The following is a 22593-nucleotide window of genomic DNA, read 5'->3' on the forward strand; positions in this document are numbered from 1 at the left end:
CTTAACCGCTTTAGTGACCCCAATCCCTACTGTGCATGGGGTTGTTTTCGATGTTTTCGATTCAACCCAGCCTCGCCGCGATTTAGGCCATGCCTTTGGCCAGCATCTCCCGCAGCGCGGTCTTCAGCACCTTGCCATAATTGTTCTTCGGCAGGGCACCGAGATAGACATAGCGCTTGGGCCGCTTGAAGCGGGCGATCGAGGCGAGGCAATGCGCGTCGAGCTTGCCGTCGTCGGCGGCGGCGCCGTCGGCCAGCACGACGCAGGCGACGACGATCTCGCCCCATTCCGGATCCGGCACACCGACGGCCGAGACCTCGCGGATATCGGGATGGGTCAGCAGGGCTTCCTCGACCTCACGCGGATAGATGTTGGTGCCGCCGGAGATGATCACGTCCTTGGAGCGGTCCGACAGCGTGAGGAAACCGTCGGCGTCGAGCCGGCCGACATCGCCGGTGCGCAGCCAGCCGTCCTTCAGCGTCTCGGCATTGGCCTTCGGATTGTTCCAGTAGCCGAGCATCACGGTCGCGCCCTTGACCTCGATCTCGCCGGTCTCCCCGGCTTGCAGCGGGTTGCCGTCCTTGTCGGTGATGCGCACGGTGACGACGCTCTGCGCCAGCCCGACCGAAGCCAGCCGTTCGAGATAGCGCGGATGGTCGCTTCGGGCGTGCCAGCCGCGCGACAGCGCCGTGATGGTCATCGGCGACTCGCCCTGGCCGTAGATCTGCACGAAGCGCTGGCCCATCGTCGCCATCGCATCGGTGATGTCGGCCGTGTACATCGGACCGCCGCCATAGATGATGGTGCGCAGCCCCTCGCCGTTCTCGCCGCGCTTCTTCGCGGCATCGACCAGGCGGCGCACCATCGTGGGAGCCGCGAACATCACGACATTGTCGAGCTGGCGGCCGAGGTTGAGCACCTCATCCGGATCGAAGCCGCCGGACTCCGGCACGACGTGGCGGCCGCCCATCCGGACGTGCGGGAAATTGTAGAGGCCGGCGCCATGCGAGATCGGTGCGGCATAGAGCGAGGCATCGTGCGGCGTCGCCGGATCGACGTCGGCGAGATAGCACAGCGACATCGCGACCAGATTGCCGTGGCTGAGCATCACGCCCTTGGGACGGCCGGTGGTGCCCGATGTGTAGAACAGCCAGGCGAGATCGTTGTTTTCGCGCGGCAGCGGTGCAGGTGGCCCCTCGCCGCTTCGCATCGTCTTGTAAGCGTCGCTGTCGACCGACAGCGTGGTCATGCCGGCGGGACAGTCGTCCTTCGCCTCGTCCAAAGCACTGATCGTGTCATCGGAGACGAAGGCGAGCTTGGCACCGCCATTGCCGCAGATCCATGCCGCCTCTCGGCCGTGCAGCTTGGCATTGATCGGGATCGCGGCGGCGCCGATCCACCAGATGCCATAGAGGCATTCAAGATATTGCGTGCAGTTCGACGCAAACAGCGCGATGCGGTCGCCGGCGGCAATGCCGTGATCGCGCGCCAGCGCCGCCCCGATCGAGGCGGCGCGGCGGGCAAAGGCGGCGTAGTCGGCGTCGAGATCGAAACCGGTCAGCAGCGCCGGCGCGTCGGGACGCGCCCGTGCCGTCGCCGCCAGCCATTCGGCAATGTTCAAGCTACTTCGCCGGCTCGAGGATCGAGACGTAGTTGGCGACCGCGGCGCCGCCCATGTTGAAGATGCCGCCGATCTGCGGGTTCTTGAGCTGCATGCCCTCGGGCGCCTGCCCCGTGAGCTGCATCGCGCTCATCACATGCATGGAGACACCGGTGGCGCCGATCGGATGGCCCTTGGCCTTGAGGCCGCCGGACGGATTGACCGGCAGCTTGCCGTCCTTCTGGGTCCAGCCTTCCATGATCGCGCGCGCGCCCTGTCCCTTCGGCGTCAGGCCCATCGCTTCGTATTCGATCAGCTCGGCGACGGTGAAGCAGTCATGGGTCTCGACGAAGGACAGATCGGAGAGCTGCAGGCCGGCCTTCTGCAGCGCGCGCTGCCAGGCGGTGGTGCAGCCTTCGAACTGCAGGATGTCGCGCTTGGACATCGGCAGGAAATCCTGCGCATGCGCGGTGGCGCGGATGCTCACCGCCTTGCCCATGGTCTTGGCCGTCTCGGCATCGGTCAGCACCAGCGCGGCGGCGCCGTCCGAGACCAGCGAGCAGTCGGTGCGCTTCAAGGGGCCAGCGACGAACGGGTTTTTGTCGCTCTCGGCGCGGCAGAACTCGAAGCCGAAATCCTTGCGCATCTGCGCATAGGGATTGGCGACGCCGTTCTTGTGGTTCTTGGCGGCGATCATCGCCAGCGCATCGGACTGGTCGCCGTATTTCTGGAAATAGGCCTGCGCGATCTTGCCGAACACGCCGGCAAAGCCGCCGACCGTGTCGCCGTCCTCGGGCAGATACGACGCCTTGAGCAGGTTCTTGCCGATCTCCGGGCCCGGCGTCTTCGTCATCTGCTCGACGCCGACCACCAGCACGATCTTCGCAGCGCCGGCTTCGATGGCGCGGATGCCCTGATGCACGGCGGCAGAGCCCGTGGCGCAGGCATTCTCGACCCGGGTGGTCGGCTTGAAGCGCAGCGCCGGATTGGCCTGCAGTACCAGCGAGGCCGTAAAATCCTGCGGCGAGAAGCCGGCGTTGAAATGGCCGAGCATGATTTCGTCGACATCGGACGCGGCGATGCCGGCGTCAGCCAGCGCCTCGTTGGCGACCTTGACCACGAGACCCTCGACGGTCTCCGCGTCGAACTTTCCGAATGGCGTGTGCGCCCAACCCACGATGCTGGCGGTCATGGCTGTATCTCCCTGTTCCTGTTCGGAGAGTTATGTAGCGTATCTTCAGGCGGCTTTCAGCGTTTTCATCGCCGTCGCGCACATGGCGGTTATGCCGGCCCAATTGCCGGCGCGGATATCGGCCGCGGGGCACAGCCAGGAACCGCCGACTGCCAGCACAGTCGGCTCGGCGAGCCAGGTCGCCGCATTGGCCTCGCTGACCCCACCGGTCGGGCACACCCTGACCTGCGGAAATGGCCCGGCCAGAGCCCGCAGTGCCTTGATTCCGCCCGCCTGCTCGGCCGGGAAGAATTTGACGACGTCGAAGCCGTGGGCCAGCGCCTGCATCAGCTCGGAGGCGGTCGCGATCCCCGGCGCGAAGGGCAACCGGCTGGAGGCTGCCGCCGTCAACAGCTCGGGCGTCGCACCCGGGCTGATGCCGAATTTGGCGCCCAGCGCCTCGGCACGCGCCAGGTCGTCACCATTGAGGATCGTGCCAATCCCGACGATCGCCTCCGGCACACCGGCGATGATGGCGCTGGCCGCATCGACCGCGACCGCCGTCCGCAGCGTCACCTCGAGCGTCCGCACGCCGCCGGCGACCAGCGCCTTCGCAAGCGGCACCGCGTCCTCGAGCCGCTCGATGGTCAGCACCGGGATCACGGTGGCCTGGCGGATCAACTCGGCGATCCGGTCCTGCTTCGATGTCGTTGTCATTGCGAGGCCTTGCGGGATGGTGGGAGACGAAGCGCCTTTTTCGGGGGCATGGCGTAGCGCGGAATGATCGCGCCGGGATAGCACACCACGACACCAGCCAGCCGATGGCCGGCGCGCGCCGCCTCCTCGGGCTCGGCGCCGCCGAGCCGGGCGGCGAGATAGGCGGCGGCAAAGCTGTCGCCGGCCGCGGTGGTATCGACCACCGGCTTGGTAAGCTGCTCCGCCTTCACCTCGCGCGTTCCGCCGGCCGAGCGCACGATGCAGGCCGGCTCGGCGAGCTTCAGCACCACCTCGGGGCTCGAGATGCCGGCCAGCAGCGCCGTGTTGCTCTCGCCAGGATAAAGCGGCGCCAGATCCTCGGTCGAGGCAAGCACGATATCGGCCGTCTCGAACGCGCTGCTGAAGACCTTCCGCGCGACGTTCAGGTCCGGCCAGCCGCGGGCGCGGAAATTGGTGTCGAACGCAAACCGCGTCCCCAGCAGCCGCGCACGCTTCAGCGCCGCCAGCAATCGCTCCCGCCCATCCTCGCGCAGGATCGAGAGCGTAATCGCCGAGAGATAGACGACGTCATAGGTCGCGAGTGAGTTCAGGATGTCTTCCGTTTCGGGCAGATCCATCAGGTCGCGCGCGGCGGCGCTGTCACGCCAGTGGAAGAAGCGCCGCTCGCCCTTGTCGTCGGTCTGGATCAGATAGAGGCCGGGCAGCTTGCCCGCCGATCGCGCGACATGCTTGGTGCCGATGCCCTCGCTCGCCCAGCCCGCGATCATCTCATCGCTCAGCGCATCATCGCCGAGCGCCGTGAAGTAATCGACGTGGACGCCGAGCCGGGACAGATAGACCGCGGTGTTGAGCGTGTCGCCGCCATAGGAACGCGAATACAGCCCGCCGAGCTGGCCACCAGGGGCCTGGCGCAGCTCGATCATGCATTCGCCGATGCTGGCAACTCTGGTCATCTCAAGCGCCGCGCTAAAGCGCGATGAAGCCTGGTTGAATCATCATCGCGCCTTAGCCCCTTGTCTGAGCATGATCTTTTCGGAAAACCGCTTCGCACTTTTCCGGATCATGCTTTAGCCCGGACGTTGCTCAGGCGGCGAACTTGCCGCCGAGTTCGTCCTCGATATGGATCCGGATGATGTCGTCGAACGTCTTCTCGGCCGTGGTGAAGCCGAGCTTCAGCGCGCGGTCGGTGGCGAAATCGCGCGGCCAGCCCGAGACGATGCTGATGATGGTCGGATCGGGCACCCGCTTGATGCGCGCGGTGACGTTCTTGCCGGCGACGCGCTCCAGCGACGCGATCTGCTCGCCGACGGTGACGGACATCCCGGGCATGCTGAGATTGCGCCGCGGCCCCATCGCATTGAGATCCATGGTGCCGGCGTGAACCAGAAAGCCGACCGCCGATTTCGGCGAGGCGTGCCAGTGCCGGACGTCCTCGGAGACCGGCAGCACCGCCTCCTCGCCCACCAGCGGCTCGCGGATGATATTCGAGAAGAAGCCGGACGCCGCCTTGTTCGGCTTGCCCGGACGCACGCAGATTGTCGGCAGGCGGATCGAGATCCCGTCGAGCAGGCCCTTGCGGGTGTAGTCGTTGATCAGGAGCTCGCAGATCGACTTCTGCGTGCCGTAGCTCGTCAGCGGCGTATGGAAGAACTCGTCGCCGATCTTCTCGGGGAACGGCGCACCGAACACCGCGATCGAGGACGTGAACACCAGCCTCGGCTTGTAGCCGCCGCCAACGGCACGGATGGCGTCGATCAGATAGCGGGTGCCGTCGAGGTTGATCCGGTAGCCCTTGTCGAACTCGGCCTCGGCCTCGCCCGAGACGATCGCGGCGAGATGGAAGATCACTTCGGGACGCTCGGCGATCAGGGGTGCCGCGGCGCCGGCATCGGCGAAATCGGATGCGACGACATTGACCGGGATCGAGGCATTCGCGGGCTTGGCCGGCGCGACCACGTCCTGCAGCGTCATCCGGGTGATCTCTTGCTTGCCGAGGCGGCCCTCGCGCAAGAGACGCTCGGTCAGCTTGCGGCCGACCATGCCGGCGGCGCCCAGAATCAGAATGTGCACGACCCTGCTCCTTTTCTTGTATTGTTCGAATTCAGCTGCGGGCCTTGCGCGCTCATTCCTTCACGGCACCCGTCATCGCCGAGACATAATGCTCTACGAAGAACGCGTAAAGAATAACCAGCGGCAGCGAGCCGCATAGCGCCCCTGCCATCAGGGACCCCCAGCGATAGATGTCACCGTCAACGAATTCGTTGACGATGGCGACCGGCACGGTCTTGTTCGGGGTCGATTGCAGGAACGTCAGCGCATAGATGAATTCGTTCCAGCATAGCGTGAAGCAGAAGATGAAGGCCGAGATCAGGCCAGGGACGGCAAGCGGCAGCACGATCTTGATCAGGATCTGCCAGCGGCTGGCGCCGTCGATCAGTGCGCATTCCTCGAGCTCGAACGGAATGGTCTTGAAATAGCCCATCAACAGCCAGGTCGAGAACGGGATCAGGATCGTCGGATAGGTCATGATCAGCGCTAGCGGCGAGTCGAACAGGCCGTACTGAAACACGACGGTCGCGAGCGGAATGAACAGGATCGACGGCGGCACCAGATAGGCCAGGAAGATCAGGCCGCCGACGACGTTGGCGCCCTTGTAGCGCAGCCGCACGATCGCATAGGCCGCGAGCACGCTCGCGATGATCGACAGCACGGTGGCGCCCACCGCCACATACATCGTGTTCCAGAGCCAATGCGGATAGTAGCTCTCGAACAGCAGCTTGTGGATGTGCTTGAAGGTCGGATTCCAGGTCCAGAACGGATTGTACTTGTCGAGGTCGAGCAGTTGCTCGTCCGGCTTGATCGCCGTCAGCCCCATCCAATAGAACGGGAACAGCAGGATGATCACGATGATCGACAGCGGGATGTAGAGCGTCACGATCCGCCGCGGCACCGACTGCAGGTAGCTCATGCCCTCGCTGTTATCGACGCGCGACGACGTCGACAGGATGCTCTTGAGGTCGACCTTGGAGGCGGGAAGATCAGTCATTGCTCTCTCCCTGCTGCCACTTCCTGCGCTGCAGGCCGAACCATGACACCATGATCGCGGCGAGCAGGAACGGGATCATCGCGCTCGAGATCGCGGCGCCCTCGCCCAGCTGCCCCGCGATGATCGCGCGCTGATACGACAGCGTCGCCATCAAATGAGTGGCGTTGACCGGGCCGCCACGGGTCATCGCCCAGATCAGCTGGAAATCGGTGAAGGTGAACAGCACCGAGAACGTCATCACGACGGCGATGATCGGCGTTAGCAAGGGATAGGTGATGTAGCGGAACATCTGCCAGCGCGAGGCGCCATCCAGGGTCGCCGCCTCATACAGCGACGGCTGCACGGTCTGCAGGCCCGCCAGCAGCGTGATCGCCACGAACGGTACGCCGCGCCAGATATTGGCGAAGATCACGCAGATCCGGGCCCAGGTGGTGTCGCCGAGGAAATTGATGTTCTGGGTGATCAGGCCGAGATGCTTGAGCGACCAGGAGATGATCGAGAACTGGGAATCGAAGATCCACCAGAACGCCAGCGCCGACAGCACGGTCGGCACGATGAAGGGGATCAGCACCGCGGCCCGCAACAGCGCCTTGAACGGCATGCGCTCGTTGAGCAGCAGCGCCAGATAGAGCCCGACCGCGAACTTCACGGCGCTCGCGATGAAGGTGTAGAGCAGCGTGTTGAAGACCGACAGCCAGAAGATGGCATCGTCCCACAACCATTCATAGTTCTCGGTGCCGATGAAATGACCGACGCGGCCGATGCGGGTGTCGGTGAAGGACAGCCAGATGCCGAGCCCGAGCGGATAGGCCAGGAAGAAGATCAGGAACGCCATCGCCGGCAACATGAACCAGAATCCGAGCCAGTTCTTGTTGTGGCGGAGCTGATCCCATGCGGTCGCTTCGCGGATTTCGGTTTTCGCACGTCGCGGCGCGAGGGCGATGTCAGCCATAGGCGATGTCCCGATTGCTCAACGGATTGAGCATGACTACGCAATATTCCAATGATGGCATTCCAATGATGACGCGGGCGGCGGCGCTCCGCCGCCCGCGGCCATCACATCAGCGATAGATACGCTTCAGCTGCCGTTCGGCTTCCGCCATCGCGGCCTTGCCGTCCTTGGCACCGGTGCAGTAGTTCGCGAACATGTCGACTACGATGAAGTCGGCGATCGCGGTCGCGGCCTTCTCGCCGGGCGTGCCGATGCCGGAGGCCGGCAGCGCGCGCTTCGAGGCCTGGCCGAACACCGCGTTCTTCGGATCGGCGGTCCACACCGGAGCCGAGTCGTAGGCATTGAGCGTGTGGGTGAGATAACCCCGCGCACCGGTCAGCCACTTGTCGTAATTCTCCTTCTCCAGCATGAAGGCGACGAAGGCCTTTGCCGCGTTCGGATACTTCGTAAAGTTGAACGCGAGGATCGGAACCGCGAGCTGCAACTCGGTCGGCTTGCCGATCGGCCCGACCGGCCACAGCGCGTGGTCGATATCGTCCGCGAGCTCCTTCTTGCTCGGGTCGTCCTTGGCGGCGATGTAGATCGAGATGCCGTTCGAGGTCAGGAACAGTTCGCCGGACAGGAAGGCCTTGTTGTTGGAGGAGTCGTTCCAGGACGCGACACCCGGAATGAAGGTCTCCGACAGCGCCTTGGCATATTCCAGCGCCTTCATCGTCTCCGGCGAGTTGATGATGACCTTGTCGTCCTTGTCGACGGTCCAGCCATTGTGGCCCCAGAGGATGTTGTGCACCCAGGCATTGGCGTCGCCAGTGGCGTGGCCGAGCGCGAAGCCGGCCGGCGTGTTGTTCTTCTTCAGCGCCTTGCACAGTTCGAGATAGGCCGGGAAGTCGGACGGCACCTGCTTGAAGCCGGCCTTCTCGACCGCCGACTTGCGATAAGTCAGGTAGCCGCCGACGGTCGCGACAGGAATGCCGAGCCAGTCGTTGCCCTTCTTGCAGGTTGTGGCGGCAGCCTCGGTCCACCCGCCGTACTTCTTGCCGAGATAATCGGCAACGTCGTTCATCAGGAGGACCTTGGTCGGGAACAGCTGCGGCAGCGTGTGCAGGCCCCAGGCCAGATCGAGGCCCGAACCGGTGTTGGCGGCGACCGAGGCCTTCGGCTGCACATCCTCGAAGGACTCGCTGAACACGTTCATCTCGGTGCCGGTTGCCGACTTGAAGGCCGCGACCATGGCGTTGAATGCATCGTCTTCCGCGGGCACGAAGCGCTTCCAGCGCATCACGGTGAGCTTGGCGCCGGGCTCCGCCTTCCAGGGCGCGCTCTGCGCCCAGGCCTTGGCGAAGTCGAACAGCGCCGGCCCGGTGAGCATGCCGGTTGCAGCCAGCGCCGTGCCGCCCTGAAGTAGCGAGCGGCGAGTAAAATCGTGCATCGTCCTTCTCCCTATGATTGTGTTTTTGTTGTTTTTGATCTGGCCTGTTGGTCGGCCATTAAGATCGATCGGTCCGTCAGCTGTTCAGTCGTTTCCCCGTCGAATCGTCGAACAGATGGACCAGCGACGGATCCGGCTTGAGCCGAACCTTGTCGCCCGGGTTGAACAGATGGCGCTCGCGGAACACGGCGACGACCTGCTCGCCGCCGAGCTTGGCGAACACCTGGGTCTCCGAACCGGTCGGCTCGACCACCACGATCTCGGCCTCGGCGCCGTCATCGGCGATGGTGAAGTGCTCGGGCCGCACGCCGTAGACCGCGGGTTGGCCGTCGGAATTGGCCGGCGCCGATTTCAGCGGCAGCTTGACGCCGTTCGGTCCCTCGAAATAGGCGGCGCCGTTCACCTTCACATTGCCCTTAAGGAAATTCATCGCCGGCGAGCCGATGAAGCCGGCCACGAACTGGTTCGCCGGCGTGTCATAGAGCTCGAGCGGCGAGCCCATCTGCTCGACGATGCCGTCGTGCATCACGACGATCTTGTCGGCCATGGTCATGGCCTCGATCTGGTCGTGGGTGACGTAGACGGTCGTGGTCTTCAGCCGCTGGTGCAGCTCCTTGATCTCGGTGCGCATCGCAACACGCAGCTTGGCGTCGAGGTTCGACAGCGGCTCGTCGAACAGGAACACCTGGGGATCGCGCACGATGGCGCGGCCCATCGCGACGCGCTGGCGCTGGCCGCCCGAAAGCTGGCGAGGATAGCGCTCGAGCAGCGGCGTCAGTGCGAGGATTTCCGCGGCGCGCTTGACGCCGGTCGAGATTTCCTCGGGCTTGGCGCCGCGCAGCTTGAGCGAGAAGCCCATGTTGTCGGCGACCGTCATGTGCGGGTAGAGCGCGTAGTTCTGGAACACCATCGCAATGTCGCGCTCTTTGGGCTGGACATTGTTGACGACGCGGTCGCCGATCGAGATCGTGCCGGAGGTGATGTTCTCGAGCCCCGCCAGCATGCGCAGCAGGGTCGACTTGCCGCAGCCGGAGGGGCCGACCAGAACGACGAACTCGCCGTCCTCGATCGGGATCGACACGCCGTGCAGAACCTCAAAATTGCCGAACGATTTCCGCACGTCGCGAATCTGGACCGACGACATCCACTTCCCTCCTCAAGTTCCCGACGACGTACGACGAGTGCCGCCACCGCTCTGTTTTGTTCCGGCCGCGCTGGGTGCGCGGCGCTGTTGGACTGGCGTTATTGTCCGCAGTTTATCCGGTTTTGGCAATCGTTCGATTAGCAATCGCTTGGTAGCGCTGTCAATATCAGTTTGTCTGCGACGAACGTCGTGATATGAGCGGCAAATGGCCCGAAAGCGCATCACGCCAGGCAAGATCCGGCTCGCCGAAGTCGCGAAGCTCGCCGGTGTCAGTCCGATTACGGCCTCACGGTTCTTCAGGAATCCGGAAGCACTTTCGGCCGGCAAGCGGGCGCGGGTCGAAAGTGCGGCAAAAGAACTCGGTTACGTGCCCAATCTCGCGGCACGCGCGCTTGCGTCGCAGCGCACCGAGGTGATCGGTGTCCTGATCCCGTCGCTGACCAACAACGTGTTCTCCGACGTGCTGCGCGGCATCTATGACGCGCTCGACGGCAGTCGCTACAGCATTCAGCTCGCCAACACCCGCTACAGCATCCTGCAGGAAGAGCGCCTGCTGCGTCTGTTTCTGGCACAGAAGCCCGCCGGGCTGATCATTACCGGCATCAACCAGACCGCCGATTCCCGCCGCATCATGGAGACGGTCGATTGTCCGATCGTCCAGATCATGGAGGTCGGTCCCTCCCCGATCGACATGATGATCGGATTCTCGCATTTTGACGCCGCAAAAGCGGCCATCGCCCACCTGCTCGCGCAGGGCTACCGGCGGATCGGATTCCTCGGCGCGCGGATGGACCCGCGGGTGCAGCGCCGGCTCGACGGTTATCGCTTCGCGATGACGGAAGCTGGGCTGTTCGATCCACAGCTTATTGTGACAACGGCGATCCCGACCTCGGTCACGCTCGGCGGGACGCTGTTTGCCGACCTGCTCGCCAAGGCGCCCGACATCGACGCCGTGTTCTGCGTCAATGACGACCTTGCGCTCGGCGCGCTGTTCGAATGCAGGCGCCGGCACATGGCGGTGCCGGAGCAGATGGCGATCGTCGGCTTCAACGACCTCGAATTCATGGCGTCGAGCGAGCCGACGCTGAGCAGCGTGCGCACCAATCGCTATGAAATGGGCAGAAACGCTGCCGTGATGGTGATCGAGACGCTGGAAGGGCGCCGGCCCGCCGAACCCGTCGTCGATCTCGGCTTCAGTGTCATGGAACGGCAAAGCTCGGCGCGACGCAATTGACGTCGCCCGGCACCTGGCCGTCACAAGGGACCCGAAAAATGATAAAATGATAGCGCAACCAAGACCCTTCAACTAAGGTCCAATCCATCACACGAAACACCTGTGCGTGATCGGTCGGGTTTGTAATGCACGACGATTTGCGCAAGGTAGCAACGACGTTGAACCAGAGCCCTTGAATGGGCCCACCAGAGTTTGCATTGCGGGAGAAACCAATGACAAAATCCCCCACCAACGGGCACGACGCCGCAGGCGCCACTAGCAAGGGCAAGGGCCGCAGGCTCCGCTCCCAGGAATGGTTCGACAACCCGCACAATCCGGGCATGACCGCGCTCTATCTCGAGCGCTATCTCAATTACGGCCTGACGCGCGAGGAATTGCAGTCGGGCAAGCCGATCATCGGCATCGCGCAGACCGGCAACGACCTGTCGCCCTGCAATCGGCATCACCTCGAGCTCGCGCACCGCGTCCGCGAGGGCATCCGCGCCGCCGGCGGCATCGCCATGGAGTTTCCCACCCATCCGATCCAGGAGACCGGCAAGCGCCCGACCGCGGCGCTCGACCGCAACCTCGCCTATCTCGGCCTGGTCGAGGTGCTGTTCGGCTATCCGCTCGACGGCGTGGTGCTGACCACCGGCTGCGACAAGACCACACCGGCCTGCATGATGGCGGCGGCGACCGTCAACCTGCCGGCGATCGTGCTGTCGGGCGGCCCGATGCTGAACGGCTGGCACGAGGGCCAGCGCACCGGCTCCGGCACCGTGGTGTGGAAGGCGCGCGAGCGGCTCGCCGCTGGCGAGATCGACTATGAGCAATTCATCGAGATCGTGGCCTCCTCGGCCCCCTCGGTCGGCCATTGCAACACGATGGGCACCGCCTCCACCATGAACTCGCTCGCGGAAGCGCTCGGCTTCTCGCTGCCGGGCTGCGCGGCGATCCCGGCGCCGTATCGCGAACGCGGCCAGATCGCCTACGAGACGGGAAAGCGCATCGTCGACATGGTCTGGGAGGATTTGAAGCCATCGGACTTCCTGACGCGCGAGGCGTTCGAGAACTGCATTGTGGTCAACTCCGCGATCGGCGGCTCGACCAATGCGCCGATCCACATCAATGCCCTGGCGCGCCATGTCGGCGTCGAGCTGTCGATCGACGACTGGCAGAAATACGGCCATGACGTCCCGCTGCTGGTGAACATGCAGCCGGCCGGCTTCTATCTCGGCGAGGAATATCACCGCGCCGGCGGCGTGCCCTCGGTGGTGCGCGAGCTGATCAAGCACAAGCGCATCCACGAAGGCGCCCTCACCGTCAACGGCCGCACCATGGGCGAGAACTGCAAGGAAGCACCTGCGCCCGACGGCGACGTGATCTGGGGCTACGACAAGCCACTGGTGAAGGACGCCGGCTTCCTGGTCTTGCGCGGCAATCTCTTTGATTCCGCGATCATGAAGACCAGCGTGATCTCGAAAGAATTCCGCGACCGCTATCTGTCCAACCCGAAGGACCTCAATGCATTCGAGGGCCGCGCCATCGTGTTCGAGGGGCCGGAGGATTATCACAACCGCATCGAGGATCCCGCGCTCGACATCGATGAGCACTGCGTCCTGTTCGTCCGCGGCACCGGCCCGATCGGCTATCCCGGCGGCGCCGAGGTCGTGAACATGCAGCCGCCCGCGGCGCTAATCAAACGCGGCATCCTGTCCCTGCCCTGCATCGGCGACGGAAGGCAGTCCGGCACCTCGGGCTCGCCCTCGATCCTCAACGCTTCGCCCGAGGCCGCCGCCGATGGCGGGCTCGCGATCCTGAGGACCGGCGACAAGGTGCGCATCGACCTCAACAAGGGCAGCGCCAACATCATGATCTCGGAGGATGAGCTGCGCACCCGCCGCGCCGAGCTGAAGGCCAAGGGCGGCTTCCCGCATCCGGCCAACCAGACGCCGTGGCAAGAGCTCTACCGCAAGACCGTCGGCCAGCACGCGACCGGCGCCTGCCTCGAGCTCGCGACGCGCTACCACGATATCGCCGGCAAGGTCGGCGTGGCGCGCGACAATCACTAGGACGCAAACCGTCATTGCCGGGCTCGACCCGGCAATCCATCGTTCCTCGAAAGATGGATGCGCGGGTCAAGCCCGCGCATGACCCTGCAAATCGCCAAAGAAGGAAGAAACGCATGTCAGACCGCCTGAAGGGCAAACGCGCATTCGTAACCGCAGCGGCCGTCGGCATCGGCCGCGCCTGCGCGCTGGCCTTTGCGCGCGAGGGCGCGAGCGTGTTCGCGACCGATATCGACGAAGGCAAGCTTGCGCTGCTCAAGCAGGAAGGCGTCGCCGAGGTTGCGAAGCTCGACGTGCGTGATACCGCAGCGGTCGAGGCAATCGCAAAACGCGCCGGCAAGACCGACATCCTGCTCAATGCCGCGGGCTTCGTGCATCACGGCACGGTGCTGGAGTGCTCGGACGACGACTGGGACTTCTCCTTCGACCTCAACGTCAAGTCGATGCACCGCACCACGCGCGCCTTCCTGCCCGGCATGCTGGCGCAGGGCGGCGGCGCCATCGTCAACATCGCCTCCGCCGCCGGCGCGGTGAAGGCGGCGCCGAACCGCTACGTCTATAGCGCCACCAAGGCCGCGGTCGCGGCACTGACGCGCTCGGTCGCGGCCGACTTCATCACCAAGGGCGTCCGCTGCAACTGCATCTGCCCCGGCACCATCGAGACGCCTTCGATGCTTGAGCGTGCGGCGGCTGCCGGCCCGCAGGGACGCGAGATGTTCGTTGCGCGCCAGCCGATGGGCCGGCTCGGCACCGCCGAGGAAATCGCCGCGCTCGCCGTCTATCTTGCCAGCGACGAAAGCTCGTTCACCACAGGCGTCGCGCATGTCATCGACGGCGGCTGGACGCTCTAATCGGGAGGCAACATGAACAAGATCGATCTGAACGGCCGCTGTGCCGTCGTCACCGGCGGCGCGCAGGGATTTGGCCGCGCCATCACCGAACGCTTTGTCGCGTCGGGCGCCAAGGTCGCGATCTGGGATTTCGACCAGCCGCTGGCCGAGAAGACCGCGCGGGCGATCGGCGAGAACGTGATCGCGATCAGGACCGACGTCACCGATCCCGACGCGGTCGACGCCGCGCGCGATCAAACGCTGCGGGCGTTCGGCAAGATCGACATTCTCGTCAACAACGCCGGCATCACCGGAGCCAACAAGCCGGTATGGGAAACCGATCTCGACGACTGGCGCAGGGTGATGCGCATCAATCTCGAGGGTCCCTTCATCTGCTGCAAGGCGATCGTGCCGACCATGATCGGCCAGAAATACGGCCGCATCGTCAACATCGCCTCGATCGCCGGCAAGGAAGGCAATCCGAACGCCGCGCATTATTCGTCGTCCAAGGCGGGCCTGATCGCGCTCACCAAGTCGCTCGGCAAGGAGCTCGCGCAGCACGACATCCTGGTCAATGCGGTGACGCCGGCCGCGGCGAAGACCGCGATCTTCGAGCAGATGACCAAGCAGCACATCGACTTCATGCTGTCGAAGATCCCGAAGGCCCGCTTCGTGCAGGTCGAGGAGCTCGCCTCGATGGTGGCGTGGCTGGCATCGGAAGACTGCGCCTTCTCCACCGGCGCGGTGTTCGACATCTCCGGCGGCCGCGCGACCTATTAGATCGCCACTCGCCTCGCCGGCTGCCGCAGCGCCGCGACGAGATGATCGCCCAGGAGTGACGCCGCGTGCGACAGGTTTTGCGCGCGATGCAGCCGTATCTCGGCCCGCGGCAGCCGCGGCATGCCGTCGCGCGCGGTCAGCCGACGCAGCGTCGGCGGAAACGTCCCCGACTTGACCACGGTCACAGCAAGCCCCTGCGCCGCGATCGCCTCGACCGCGGACAGGCTGTGGCTGACAAAGGCGAGCCGCCACGGCCGGTTCGCCTCGTCCAGCGCCTGCATCGCCCAGCTCCGGAACAGGCAGCCCTGCGGATAGAGCGCGACCGGCAGCGGATCGAGCTCCTCGACGCGATGCGCGGCGCTCGCGGCCCACACCGCCTGGTCGGTACGCAGCAACTCGCCCTCGCCGCGTCCCTCGGGGTGCATCGCGATGACAAGGTCATAGGCTTCGCCGAGCCGATCGGTCATTGTCGACGTCAGCCCGGTCTCCATCTCGACATGGATCAGCGGATAGCTGGCGATGAAGTCCTTGAGCAACGGCGGGACGAGCATCGTCCCATAGTCGTCCATCACGCCGAGGCGAACCCGTCCATCCGTGCCGTGCGCGCGCACCCGGCCGACCGCCTCCGCGTTGAGGCTCAAAATGCGGCGGGCATAGCCGAGCAATCCCTCGCCTGCCGCACTCAGATCGACGCTTGACGTGCTGCGGTGAAACAGTTCGGCCTGCAGCCGCTCTTCCAGCCGCTTCACCTGCATGCTGACGGCGGATTGGGTCCGGTTCAGCGCCGAGGCCGCGCGGGTGAAGGAGCGATGCTCCGCAACCGCGACAAAGGCCTGCAGAAGATCCGGGTCCAGGATGGGCGCGCTCATAACGATCTGTGATTTACTCGATCAAATCTATTCCATTTCCTGATTATGTCCTTGTCCCTAGATTGCGCAAGCAAAACCAAGGGGCGAACGGAATGGGCGAGATCTGGGGGGTGTTGGCGGCGGTGGCATCGAGCGCGCTCGGCGGCACTTCGATCGGGGCGACGCGGTTTCTGGTCGGCGCCATCGACCCGCTGGCGATCGGCGCGTTCCGCTTCGGGATCGGCGTCTTGCTGCTGCTGCCGCTGGCACTACTGCAACGCCGGAGCTGGCCGACGCGGCACGACTGGCTCGGCGTCGCCGGCCTCGGCCTATTGTTCTTTGCGGCGTTTCCGGTCCTGTTCAACGCCTCGCTGATCTTCACCACCGCCGCGCGCGGCGCGCTTGCGCTGTCGACGCTGCCGCTGCTGACCATGCTGGTCGGCGCGGTGCTGGGCGCCGAAGCGCTCACCGCGCGCAAGACCGCAGGCGTCCTGATCACCATCCTCGGCGTCTCGATGGCGCTGCTCTCCGGCCTCGCCACGGCGCCGCCTGGTGCCTGGCGCGGCGACCTCTTGATGATCGCAGCCGCGCTGTGCATGGCGCTCTACAGCATCTGGTCAAAACCCTATATCCGCCGCTCCGGCCCGATCCCCTTCACCACGCTCGCGATGGCCGCCGGGGCGGTGGTGCTCATTGTCGCCTCGCTGCTGCGCGGCAGTTTTGCGCCGGTTGCCGATTTCGGCGCGCCGCAATGGTTCGGCGCGATCTATCTCGGCGGCTTCGGCGCCGCACTCACCTTCTATCTCTGGGCCTTCGCGCTGGAACGGACGACGCCGACCCGGGTGGCGATCTCGGTCACCGTCAATCCGATCGCGGCATCGCTGGTCGGCGCAGCGCTGCTCGGCGAGCCGCTGAGCTGGAATCTTTTGGCCGGCATCGTCACCGTTTTCGCTGGCATCTGGATCGCGACCACCCAGCCGCCCCCGACGCACGCGGTCGCCCCCGACATGCGTTGACCTGCGGCAACGCTCGCCAGCAAGGCCTTCAGCGAATCCGTGCTAGCCTGAGGTCCGGTCCCAGCGAACTGAGGCGGCACGCCATTGAACATCTCCCTCTATGACATCTCCGTCTGGGTATTGCCGGTGGTCATTGCGATCACGTTTCACGAAGCCGCGCATGGCTTCGTCGCGCACCGGCTCGGCGACGACACCGCCTGGCAGCTCGGCCGCGTCAGCTTCAACCCGCTGAAGCACATCGATCCGTTCGGCACGCTGATCCTGCCTGCAGTGCTGCTGTTCGCGCATTCGCCGTTCCTGTTCGGCTACGCCAAGCCGGTGCCGGTGAACTTCCGCAAGCTCAATCATCCCAAGCTCGACATGGTGTGGGTGGCGCTGGCCGGCCCGGCCACCAACATCATCCTGGCGATCGCCGCGGCGCTGGCATTCCACGCGCTGCCATTGGTGCCGGCCGATGCCGCAAAATGGACCGCGGACAATCTGAAAAACGCCTTCCTGATCAACATCGTGCTCGCGATCTTCAACATGATGCCGATCCCGCCGCTGGACGGTGGCCGGGTCGCGGTCGGGCTGCTGCCAAGGCCGCTGGCGATCCCGCTCGCCCGGCTGGAGCCCTACGGCATGCTGATCCTCATCGGGCTGTTGATCCTGCTGCCGGTGATTGGCCAGCAAGTCGGCCTAAATCTTGATGTTATTTCAACGATACTAGGAATTCTGACCGGCTATGTGAGGAACGCCCTTCTCCTCATTACCGGAAACACATAGCCTTGATTTACGCACGACCCGATCGAAAAACCGGTAGCCAATTTTCCCGGTCATGCGTTGAGGACAGGAACGCTTCGAGGCCATGGTGATCAAAGCTGCCGATATGCTGATTGCACGACGCGCCGACACCCGCGCGCGGGCCGACTTTGCGACCTGGAAGATGATGGCCAAGCTGAACGGCGCCTCCGCCTTGCCGCCTGAGGCGCAGAATTTCCTGGCCATTTACAACAAGCTGCTGGGACAGATGAGCGAAGCCGACGCCGGCGAGGCGACCATCCAGGAGATGTACCGCACCTACTATGTCGAGATGGGCGGCGCCGGCAAAGCGCCGGAGGTTCCAGCGCGCGCGCGCGAACCGGTCGCCGACAGCGGCAACGTCACGACGTTCCGCCGCCTGCCCCCCAAGAAGACGAGCACCTCCGACCCGAACGCCAAGCGTTCGATGCCGGTGGCACTGATCTTCGCCTGCCTCGTCGTGGTCTACGTCGCGATCCGGTACTACTGGAAATAGCGCCGTCCGCGCTTCACCCTATCCGCGTCCGATGATCGAACCACGCACACCGCGGCATCCCGTCGCGCGTTACCGGCTGCGCGATCGCCGTGGCGTGGAATATCGCGCGCGAGCGATCGCGCCGGCGCTCTAGGCGATGCGCCCGATGCCGGGCATAATCCGGAACTCAAAAACAAAATCATACTGGAGGGAAGATGAAGCGTTCCATTGCAGCCTCGGTCACAACGGCCCTGGTCATGGCCACGAGTCTTGCGTTCTGCGGCGGTGCGTCGGCGCAGACGATGGACAAGGTCGCCAAGGTCGGCGCGCTCGGCGATCAGTCCGGCCTCTATCAGGATATCGGCGGTCCCGGCTCGACGGTGGCGGCGCAGATGGCGATCGAGGATTCCGGGCTGCTGGCGAAGGGCTGGAAGATCGATCTGATCTCGGCCGATCACCAGAACAAGCCCGATGTCGCGGTCAATATCGGCAAGCAGTGGATCGACGTCGAGAAGGTCGACGTGTTCGTCGATCTCGCGGCCTCCAATGTCGGGCTCGCGATTGCCAACCTCTCGAAGGAGAAGAACGTCGTCAACCTGAACTCGGGCTCGGCCTCGTCCGACCTCACGGGCGCGCAGTGTTCGCCGAACACGGTGCACTGGGTCTATGACACCTACATGCTCGCCAACGGCACCGGCAAAGCGCTGGTCAAATCCGGCGGCGACACCTGGTTCTTCCTCACCGCGGACTATGCGTTCGGCCAAGCGCTCGAGCGCGACACCTCGGCGGTGGTCACCGCGAATGGCGGCAAGGTGCTCGGCAGCGTCAAGCATCCGCTCAACAATGCCGACTTCTCGTCCTTCCTGCTGCAGGCGCAAAGCTCGAAGGCCAAGATCGTCGGTCTCGCCAACGCCGGCGGCGACACCACCAACGCGATCAAGCAGGCCGCGGAATTCGGCATCGTCTCCGGCGGCCAGCGGCTTGCCGGCATGCTGTTGTTCATCACCGACATCAACGCGCTCGGCCTCAACGTCGCGCAGGGGCTGAACTTCACCGAGACATTCTACTGGGACATGAACGACCAGACCCGCGCCTTCTCCAAGCGCTTCATGGAGCGCTTCAAGAAGAACCCGCCGACCATGGTGCAGGCCGGCGTCTATTCCTCGCTGATCCACTATTTCAAGGCGCTGGAAGCGCTCGGCGGCAATCCGCATGACGGCCGCGCCGTGGTCGCCAAGATGAAGGAGATGCCGACCGACGATCCCCTGTTCGGCAAGGGCTCGATCCGCGTCGACGGCCGCAAGATCCACCCGGCCTCTCTGTTCGAGGTGAAGAAGCCATCCGAGTCAAAATATCCGTGGGACTATTACAAGCTGGTCGCCACCATCCCCGCGGACGAGGCCTTCCTCCCGCTCGAGAAGAGCGTCTGCCCGCTGGTGAAGAAGAGCTGAGGCAACGTCGTTCCGGGGCTCGCGACTTCGTCGCGCCCCGGAAGGACAACAACTACTTCTTCGGCTTGTTGTAGTTGACGTCGAGGCTGAAGGAGAACTGATCCTCGGGCAGTGCAGCCGGCGGTGCCGGGACCGGATCGGAACGGTGGACCATCGAGATCGCCGCGTCGTCGAAAGCGGCATCGCCCGACGATTCCATCACCGCGACCGACAACACCTTGCCGACGCGGTTGAGCACGAGAGCGATCTTCACCTTGGCCGCTTTGGCCTTGCCGTTCTCCGGGAATTTCTTGTGCAGGTCGAGATAGGCGCTGATCTTCTTGCCCCATTGGGCGGTCAGCAGCAGCTTGTCCTTGCCGATGCCGGGGTTGGGCGCCTTGGTGGTCTCCGACTGACGGGCGTCCTCCAGCTTGGTTGGCGATTGGTCTTGGTGCTTCTCGGCGGCCTCGCTCGTCTCGGTCTGTACCTTGGCGACCTGGGCTTCCTCCTCCGTCGGCTTCTTGCTGTTGTCTTCCGTGACGATGCGGTCGGCGTCCTCGGTCTCGGTCGGCTTGGCCTGCGGAAGGTCGGTCTCCTTGACCTCCGCCTTCTGCTGGGTCATTTCCGGCGCAGCTTCCTGTGCACGGTCCTCCGGTCCGGGGGGCGCCGGGTTATCCTCGTCGGTTGCTGAGGCGAGCTCGACGGCGTATTCCGCACCGGCAGCGCCGAGCCCCTCGCCGTCGTCGCCGCGCAAATTGGTCAGCGCCAGCGCGGCACCGCCTAGATGCAGCCCGACTGCCGTCACAGCGGCGATCACCCAGAGCCGCTTCGAGGTCCGCAGATCGAGATCGGGGTTGGTGGACATCGCGTTCGCCGTCAGGGTTTGGCAGGATCGGCCTGCGCCGCCGCGGGCGCTCCCGGAACGCCCTCGAGCGCGACCAGCTTCACGTGCGTGTAGCCGCCGGCGCGCAGCAGCTCCATCACGCCCATCAGCTCGCCATAGGGTACCATCCGATCGGCCCGCAGGAACACGTATTTGTCCCGGGTCATGTCGGGCACAGCATCCAGCGAATTGACCAGGTCGACGCGCTTCACCGCGTTCTCCCCGATCGCCAGCGTCAGATCCGGCTTGATGCTGAGATAGGTCGGCTTGTCCGGCTTCTTCTGCGGCGTCGCGCTGGAGGTCGGCAGATCGATCGGCAAATCGACGGTCGAAAGCGGCGCCGCCACCATGAAGATGATCAGCAGCACCAGCATGACGTCGATGAACGGCGTGACGTTGATCTCGTGGGATTCCGCGAAATCGTCGTCGCCATCGTTCTCGGAGATCGAGACTGCCATCGCCTACTCCGCCGCCGCGGCGCGCGCATGCGCGTTACGCGGAACGTCGCCATGGGTGCGGTCGAGATCGCGCGACAACAGCCGTCCCGCGGCGCCCGAGGCGCGGTTGACCAGCTCGAGATAGACCTTCGTGACGCGCGAGAAATGGTTGTAGATGATGACCGCGGGGATCGCCGCGACGAGGCCGATCGCGGTCGCGAGCAGCGCTTCCGCGATGCCCGGCGCCACCACGGCAAGGTTGGTCGTCTGCGACTTCGAAATGCCGATGAAGCTGTTCATGATGCCCCAGACGGTGCCGAACAGGCCGACGAAGGGCGACGTCGCGCCGATGGTCGCGAGCAGGCCCATGCCGATGCGGATCTTGCGGGCTTCGGCGCGCACGATCTCGGCGAAGCTCGACGCCGCGCGCTCCTTGATGCCGCTGTCGCTCGAGATGCCCGCCGACAGGCGCCCCTCCCGCATCGCAGCTGCGATGAACGACGACAGCACGCTGCCCTTGGCACCGAGCGCGAACTGCGCTTCGGCCAGCGAGCGCGATTCAGCGATCTTGGCCAGCGCGCCACGCAGCTTGCGCTGCGCTACCGTCAGCTCGACCATCTTGGCGATGAACACCGTCCACGTGACGAGCGACGCGAATGCCAGACCGAGCATCACCGCCTTCACGATGATGTCGGCGTTCAAGAACATGTTCCACGGCGACAATTCGTGCAGGCCGGTCGAGGTCGACTTCAGCGACTTGCTGTCGCCGCTCGCGGGCGCAGCCAGGGACGCCTCGTTCGCCGTCGGTGCCGGAGCCGCCGCGGCAGGGGCCGGCGCGGCCTGAGCCTGCGGCGCCGCTTGTGCCGGCTGGGCGGCCACCGGCGCGGCCTGGGCAGCCGCCGCAGGCTGGGCTGCCGCCGGCTGGGCCGCGGGTGCGGGCTGAGGCCGGGTCACGGGAGCAGGCTGCGCTACAGGCGCCGTTTGCTGCTGCGCCGAAGACGGCGCGGCCAGCATCAGCATCGCCAGCGAGGCGATCATAGCGGATGCAGCGGGGAACTTGAATGTCATCATCAGTTACACTTCAGCCCAGTGACGGATCAGGTTGTGATAAATCCCGGTCAATTTGACCGTTTCGGGGTCATCGCGCCCCAGCCGCTCCACCAGAGCCTGGATCGCGGTATCGAGATCAAAGATCAGACTGCGCGCGTGTGCATCCCGTACCATGCTCTGCAGCCAGAAAAAAGACGCTACCCGCGTCCCCCGCGTGACCGGCGTGACCAGATGCAAACTGGAAGCAGGATAAACTACGAGATCGCCAGCCGGCAGCTTGATTTCATGGGATCCGTAGAGGTCTTCGATGACGAGCTCGCCGCCGTCGTAGTCCTCCGGCTCCGATAAAAACAGCGTGACCGAGAGGTCGGTGCGGATCCTCATGCCCGTCAGCCTGTCGCCGCGCACCGCATTGTCGACGTGCAGGCCGAAATGGTGCCCGTCGCTGGCGGCATAGCGGTTGAACAAGGGTGGAAAGATTTTAAGCGGGATCGCCGCCGAGATGAAGCGCGGGCTCGCCGACAGCGCCGACAGGATCCGGTTGCCGAGCTGCCGCGCGACCTCGCTGTCGGGCGGCATCTGCTCGTTGCGCTTGACCATCGCGGACGCGGCGCCGGCGGTCGAGCGGCCGTCCTCCCATTCGGCTTGCGCCATGATGCGGCGGAAGTCCGCCACATCAGCCTTGCTCAATACGTTGGGAACACAGACCAGCATCTGTCGCCG

At 64.8% G+C, this 22593-nt stretch carries 22 protein-coding genes; 8 read left to right on the forward strand and 14 right to left on the reverse strand.

Annotation, left to right across the window (positions count from 1 at the left end):
- Positions 1-82 precede the first annotated feature (82 nt).
- The 9 genes from QA635_RS25390 to QA635_RS25430 all read right to left on the reverse strand — a co-directional run bounded on the left by QA635_RS25390 (position 83) and on the right by QA635_RS25430 (position 10059).
- On the reverse strand, positions 83-1621 hold the full coding sequence (locus QA635_RS25390; RefSeq protein WP_283061990.1) for a class I adenylate-forming enzyme family protein: 1539 nt from the start codon (positions 1619-1621) through the stop codon (positions 83-85).
- A gap of 1 nt (position 1622) precedes the next feature.
- Complete coding sequence (locus tag QA635_RS25395; protein ID WP_283061991.1) at positions 1623-2792, reverse strand: acetyl-CoA acetyltransferase; 1170 nt, start codon at positions 2790-2792, stop codon at positions 1623-1625.
- A gap of 45 nt (positions 2793-2837) precedes the next feature.
- The gene (gene eda, locus QA635_RS25400) at positions 2838-3488 is read right to left on the reverse strand and encodes a bifunctional 4-hydroxy-2-oxoglutarate aldolase/2-dehydro-3-deoxy-phosphogluconate aldolase (RefSeq protein WP_283061992.1); all 651 of its coding nucleotides are present in this window, start codon (positions 3486-3488) and stop codon (positions 2838-2840) included.
- Positions 3485-4441 carry a sugar kinase gene (locus QA635_RS25405; RefSeq protein ID WP_283061993.1) on the reverse strand — a complete coding sequence of 319 codons (957 nt, stop codon included), beginning with the start codon at positions 4439-4441 and terminating at the stop codon, positions 3485-3487. The genes eda and QA635_RS25405 overlap by 4 nt, the downstream gene beginning before the upstream one ends.
- Before the next feature lie 130 nt (positions 4442-4571).
- Positions 4572-5558 (reverse strand): D-erythronate dehydrogenase, encoded by a 987-nt coding sequence (gene denD / locus QA635_RS25410; protein ID WP_283061994.1) that lies wholly within the window; start codon positions 5556-5558, stop codon positions 4572-4574.
- Between the two features lie 52 nt (positions 5559-5610).
- Positions 5611-6534 (reverse strand): carbohydrate ABC transporter permease, encoded by a 924-nt coding sequence (locus tag QA635_RS25415; RefSeq protein WP_283061995.1) that lies wholly within the window; start codon positions 6532-6534, stop codon positions 5611-5613.
- Complete coding sequence (locus QA635_RS25420; protein WP_018271134.1) at positions 6527-7486, reverse strand: carbohydrate ABC transporter permease; 960 nt, start codon at positions 7484-7486, stop codon at positions 6527-6529. Before QA635_RS25420 ends, QA635_RS25415 begins: the two co-directional genes overlap by 8 nt.
- Positions 7487-7595: 109 nt before the next feature.
- Entirely contained in the window at positions 7596-8915 is a 1320-nt protein-coding gene (locus QA635_RS25425; protein ID WP_283061998.1) for an ABC transporter substrate-binding protein, read from the reverse strand.
- Between the two features lie 76 nt (positions 8916-8991).
- The gene (locus tag QA635_RS25430; protein ID WP_028334988.1) at positions 8992-10059 is read right to left on the reverse strand and encodes an ABC transporter ATP-binding protein; all 1068 of its coding nucleotides are present in this window, start codon (positions 10057-10059) and stop codon (positions 8992-8994) included.
- A 205-nt stretch (positions 10060-10264) separates the two neighbouring features.
- On the opposite strand from QA635_RS25430, the gene gntR reads away from it, so the two are divergent.
- The 4 genes from gntR (at position 10265) to QA635_RS25450 (ending at position 14951) form a co-directional block, all read left to right on the forward strand.
- Entirely contained in the window at positions 10265-11293 is a 1029-nt protein-coding gene (gene gntR / locus QA635_RS25435) for an HTH-type transcriptional regulator GntR (RefSeq protein ID WP_283062001.1), read from the forward strand.
- A 212-nt stretch (positions 11294-11505) separates the two neighbouring features.
- The gene (locus QA635_RS25440) at positions 11506-13344 is read left to right on the forward strand and encodes an IlvD/Edd family dehydratase (RefSeq protein ID WP_283062003.1); all 1839 of its coding nucleotides are present in this window, start codon (positions 11506-11508) and stop codon (positions 13342-13344) included.
- 113 nt (positions 13345-13457) lie between these two features.
- Positions 13458-14192: an SDR family oxidoreductase gene (locus tag QA635_RS25445; RefSeq protein WP_283062005.1), complete on the forward strand. Its 735-nt coding sequence runs from the start codon at positions 13458-13460 to the stop codon at positions 14190-14192.
- A gap of 12 nt (positions 14193-14204) precedes the next feature.
- Positions 14205-14951, forward strand: coding sequence for an SDR family NAD(P)-dependent oxidoreductase (locus QA635_RS25450; RefSeq protein WP_283062007.1), 747 nt, complete (start codon positions 14205-14207; stop codon positions 14949-14951).
- On the opposite strand, the gene QA635_RS25455 is transcribed toward QA635_RS25450, so the two are convergent.
- Complete coding sequence (locus QA635_RS25455) at positions 14948-15820, reverse strand: LysR substrate-binding domain-containing protein (RefSeq protein ID WP_283062009.1); 873 nt, start codon at positions 15818-15820, stop codon at positions 14948-14950. The genes QA635_RS25450 and QA635_RS25455 overlap by 4 nt on opposite strands.
- 92 nt (positions 15821-15912) lie before the next feature.
- Here QA635_RS25455 and QA635_RS25460 point away from each other — a divergent pair, with 92 nt between their 5' ends.
- From QA635_RS25460 to QA635_RS25475, 4 genes are all read left to right on the forward strand, one after another.
- Complete coding sequence (locus QA635_RS25460; RefSeq protein WP_283062011.1) at positions 15913-16815, forward strand: DMT family transporter; 903 nt, start codon at positions 15913-15915, stop codon at positions 16813-16815.
- Positions 16816-16899: 84 nt separating this feature from the next.
- Positions 16900-17580 (forward strand): site-2 protease family protein, encoded by a 681-nt coding sequence (locus tag QA635_RS25465; RefSeq protein WP_283062013.1) that lies wholly within the window; start codon positions 16900-16902, stop codon positions 17578-17580.
- A gap of 103 nt (positions 17581-17683) precedes the next feature.
- Positions 17684-18091 carry a hypothetical protein gene (locus tag QA635_RS25470; protein WP_026192644.1) on the forward strand — a complete coding sequence of 136 codons (408 nt, stop codon included), beginning with the start codon at positions 17684-17686 and terminating at the stop codon, positions 18089-18091.
- Between the two features lie 236 nt (positions 18092-18327).
- Positions 18328-19521, forward strand: a complete 1194-nt coding sequence (locus QA635_RS25475; protein ID WP_425249205.1) for an ABC transporter substrate-binding protein — start codon at positions 18328-18330, stop codon at positions 19519-19521.
- A gap of 52 nt (positions 19522-19573) precedes the next feature.
- Here the strand turns inward: QA635_RS25475 and QA635_RS25480 are convergent, their stop codons facing one another.
- From QA635_RS25480 to QA635_RS25495, 4 genes are read right to left on the reverse strand one after another with little or no spacing between them, the layout of a single operon-like run.
- Entirely contained in the window at positions 19574-20365 is a 792-nt protein-coding gene (locus QA635_RS25480) for a TonB family protein (protein WP_168855706.1), read from the reverse strand.
- An 11-nt stretch (positions 20366-20376) separates the two neighbouring features.
- The gene (exbD, locus tag QA635_RS25485; RefSeq protein ID WP_076826519.1) at positions 20377-20841 is read right to left on the reverse strand and encodes a TonB system transport protein ExbD; all 465 of its coding nucleotides are present in this window, start codon (positions 20839-20841) and stop codon (positions 20377-20379) included.
- Between the two features lie 3 nt (positions 20842-20844).
- Positions 20845-21891, reverse strand: coding sequence for a tonB-system energizer ExbB (gene exbB / locus QA635_RS25490; protein WP_283062019.1), 1047 nt, complete (start codon positions 21889-21891; stop codon positions 20845-20847).
- A gap of 3 nt (positions 21892-21894) precedes the next feature.
- Positions 21895-22584, reverse strand: coding sequence for a Fe2+-dependent dioxygenase (locus tag QA635_RS25495; RefSeq protein ID WP_283062021.1), 690 nt, complete (start codon positions 22582-22584; stop codon positions 21895-21897).
- Positions 22585-22593 lie beyond the last annotated feature (9 nt).

Source organism: Bradyrhizobium brasilense (genome assembly GCF_029714345.1).
Lineage (GTDB): Bacteria > Pseudomonadota > Alphaproteobacteria > Rhizobiales > Xanthobacteraceae > Bradyrhizobium > Bradyrhizobium australafricanum.

Excerpts from the sequence above, each read along its gene's own strand:
- QA635_RS25445 (WP_283062005.1), top strand. The coding sequence starts at position 13,458 with ATGTCAGACCGCCTGAAGGGCAAACGCGCATTCGTAACCGCAGCGGCC.
- QA635_RS25460 (WP_283062011.1), top strand. The coding sequence starts at position 15,913 with ATGGGCGAGATCTGGGGGGTGTTGGCGGCGGTGGCATCGAGCGCGCTC.
- gntR (WP_283062001.1), top strand. The coding sequence starts at position 10,265 with ATGGCCCGAAAGCGCATCACGCCAGGCAAGATCCGGCTCGCCGAAGTC.
- QA635_RS25405 (WP_283061993.1), bottom strand. The coding sequence starts at position 4,441 with ATGACCAGAGTTGCCAGCATCGGCGAATGCATGATCGAGCTGCGCCAG.
- QA635_RS25420 (WP_018271134.1), bottom strand. The coding sequence starts at position 7,486 with ATGGCTGACATCGCCCTCGCGCCGCGACGTGCGAAAACCGAAATCCGC.
- QA635_RS25455 (WP_283062009.1), bottom strand. The coding sequence starts at position 15,820 with ATGAGCGCGCCCATCCTGGACCCGGATCTTCTGCAGGCCTTTGTCGCG.
- QA635_RS25480 (WP_168855706.1), bottom strand. The coding sequence starts at position 20,365 with ATGTCCACCAACCCCGATCTCGATCTGCGGACCTCGAAGCGGCTCTGG.
- QA635_RS25425 (WP_283061998.1), bottom strand. The coding sequence starts at position 8,915 with ATGCACGATTTTACTCGCCGCTCGCTACTTCAGGGCGGCACGGCGCTG.
- exbD (WP_076826519.1), bottom strand. The coding sequence starts at position 20,841 with ATGGCAGTCTCGATCTCCGAGAACGATGGCGACGACGATTTCGCGGAA.
- QA635_RS25450 (WP_283062007.1), top strand. The coding sequence starts at position 14,205 with ATGAACAAGATCGATCTGAACGGCCGCTGTGCCGTCGTCACCGGCGGC.
- QA635_RS25430 (WP_028334988.1), bottom strand. The coding sequence starts at position 10,059 with ATGTCGTCGGTCCAGATTCGCGACGTGCGGAAATCGTTCGGCAATTTT.
- QA635_RS25440 (WP_283062003.1), top strand. The coding sequence starts at position 11,506 with ATGACAAAATCCCCCACCAACGGGCACGACGCCGCAGGCGCCACTAGC.
- exbB (WP_283062019.1), bottom strand. The coding sequence starts at position 21,891 with ATGATGACATTCAAGTTCCCCGCTGCATCCGCTATGATCGCCTCGCTG.
- QA635_RS25415 (WP_283061995.1), bottom strand. The coding sequence starts at position 6,534 with ATGACTGATCTTCCCGCCTCCAAGGTCGACCTCAAGAGCATCCTGTCG.
- QA635_RS25475 (WP_425249205.1), top strand. The coding sequence starts at position 18,328 with ATGGCCACGAGTCTTGCGTTCTGCGGCGGTGCGTCGGCGCAGACGATG.
- QA635_RS25395 (WP_283061991.1), bottom strand. The coding sequence starts at position 2,792 with ATGACCGCCAGCATCGTGGGTTGGGCGCACACGCCATTCGGAAAGTTC.
- QA635_RS25495 (WP_283062021.1), bottom strand. The coding sequence starts at position 22,584 with ATGCTGGTCTGTGTTCCCAACGTATTGAGCAAGGCTGATGTGGCGGAC.
- QA635_RS25470 (WP_026192644.1), top strand. The coding sequence starts at position 17,684 with ATGCTGATTGCACGACGCGCCGACACCCGCGCGCGGGCCGACTTTGCG.
- eda (WP_283061992.1), bottom strand. The coding sequence starts at position 3,488 with ATGACAACGACATCGAAGCAGGACCGGATCGCCGAGTTGATCCGCCAG.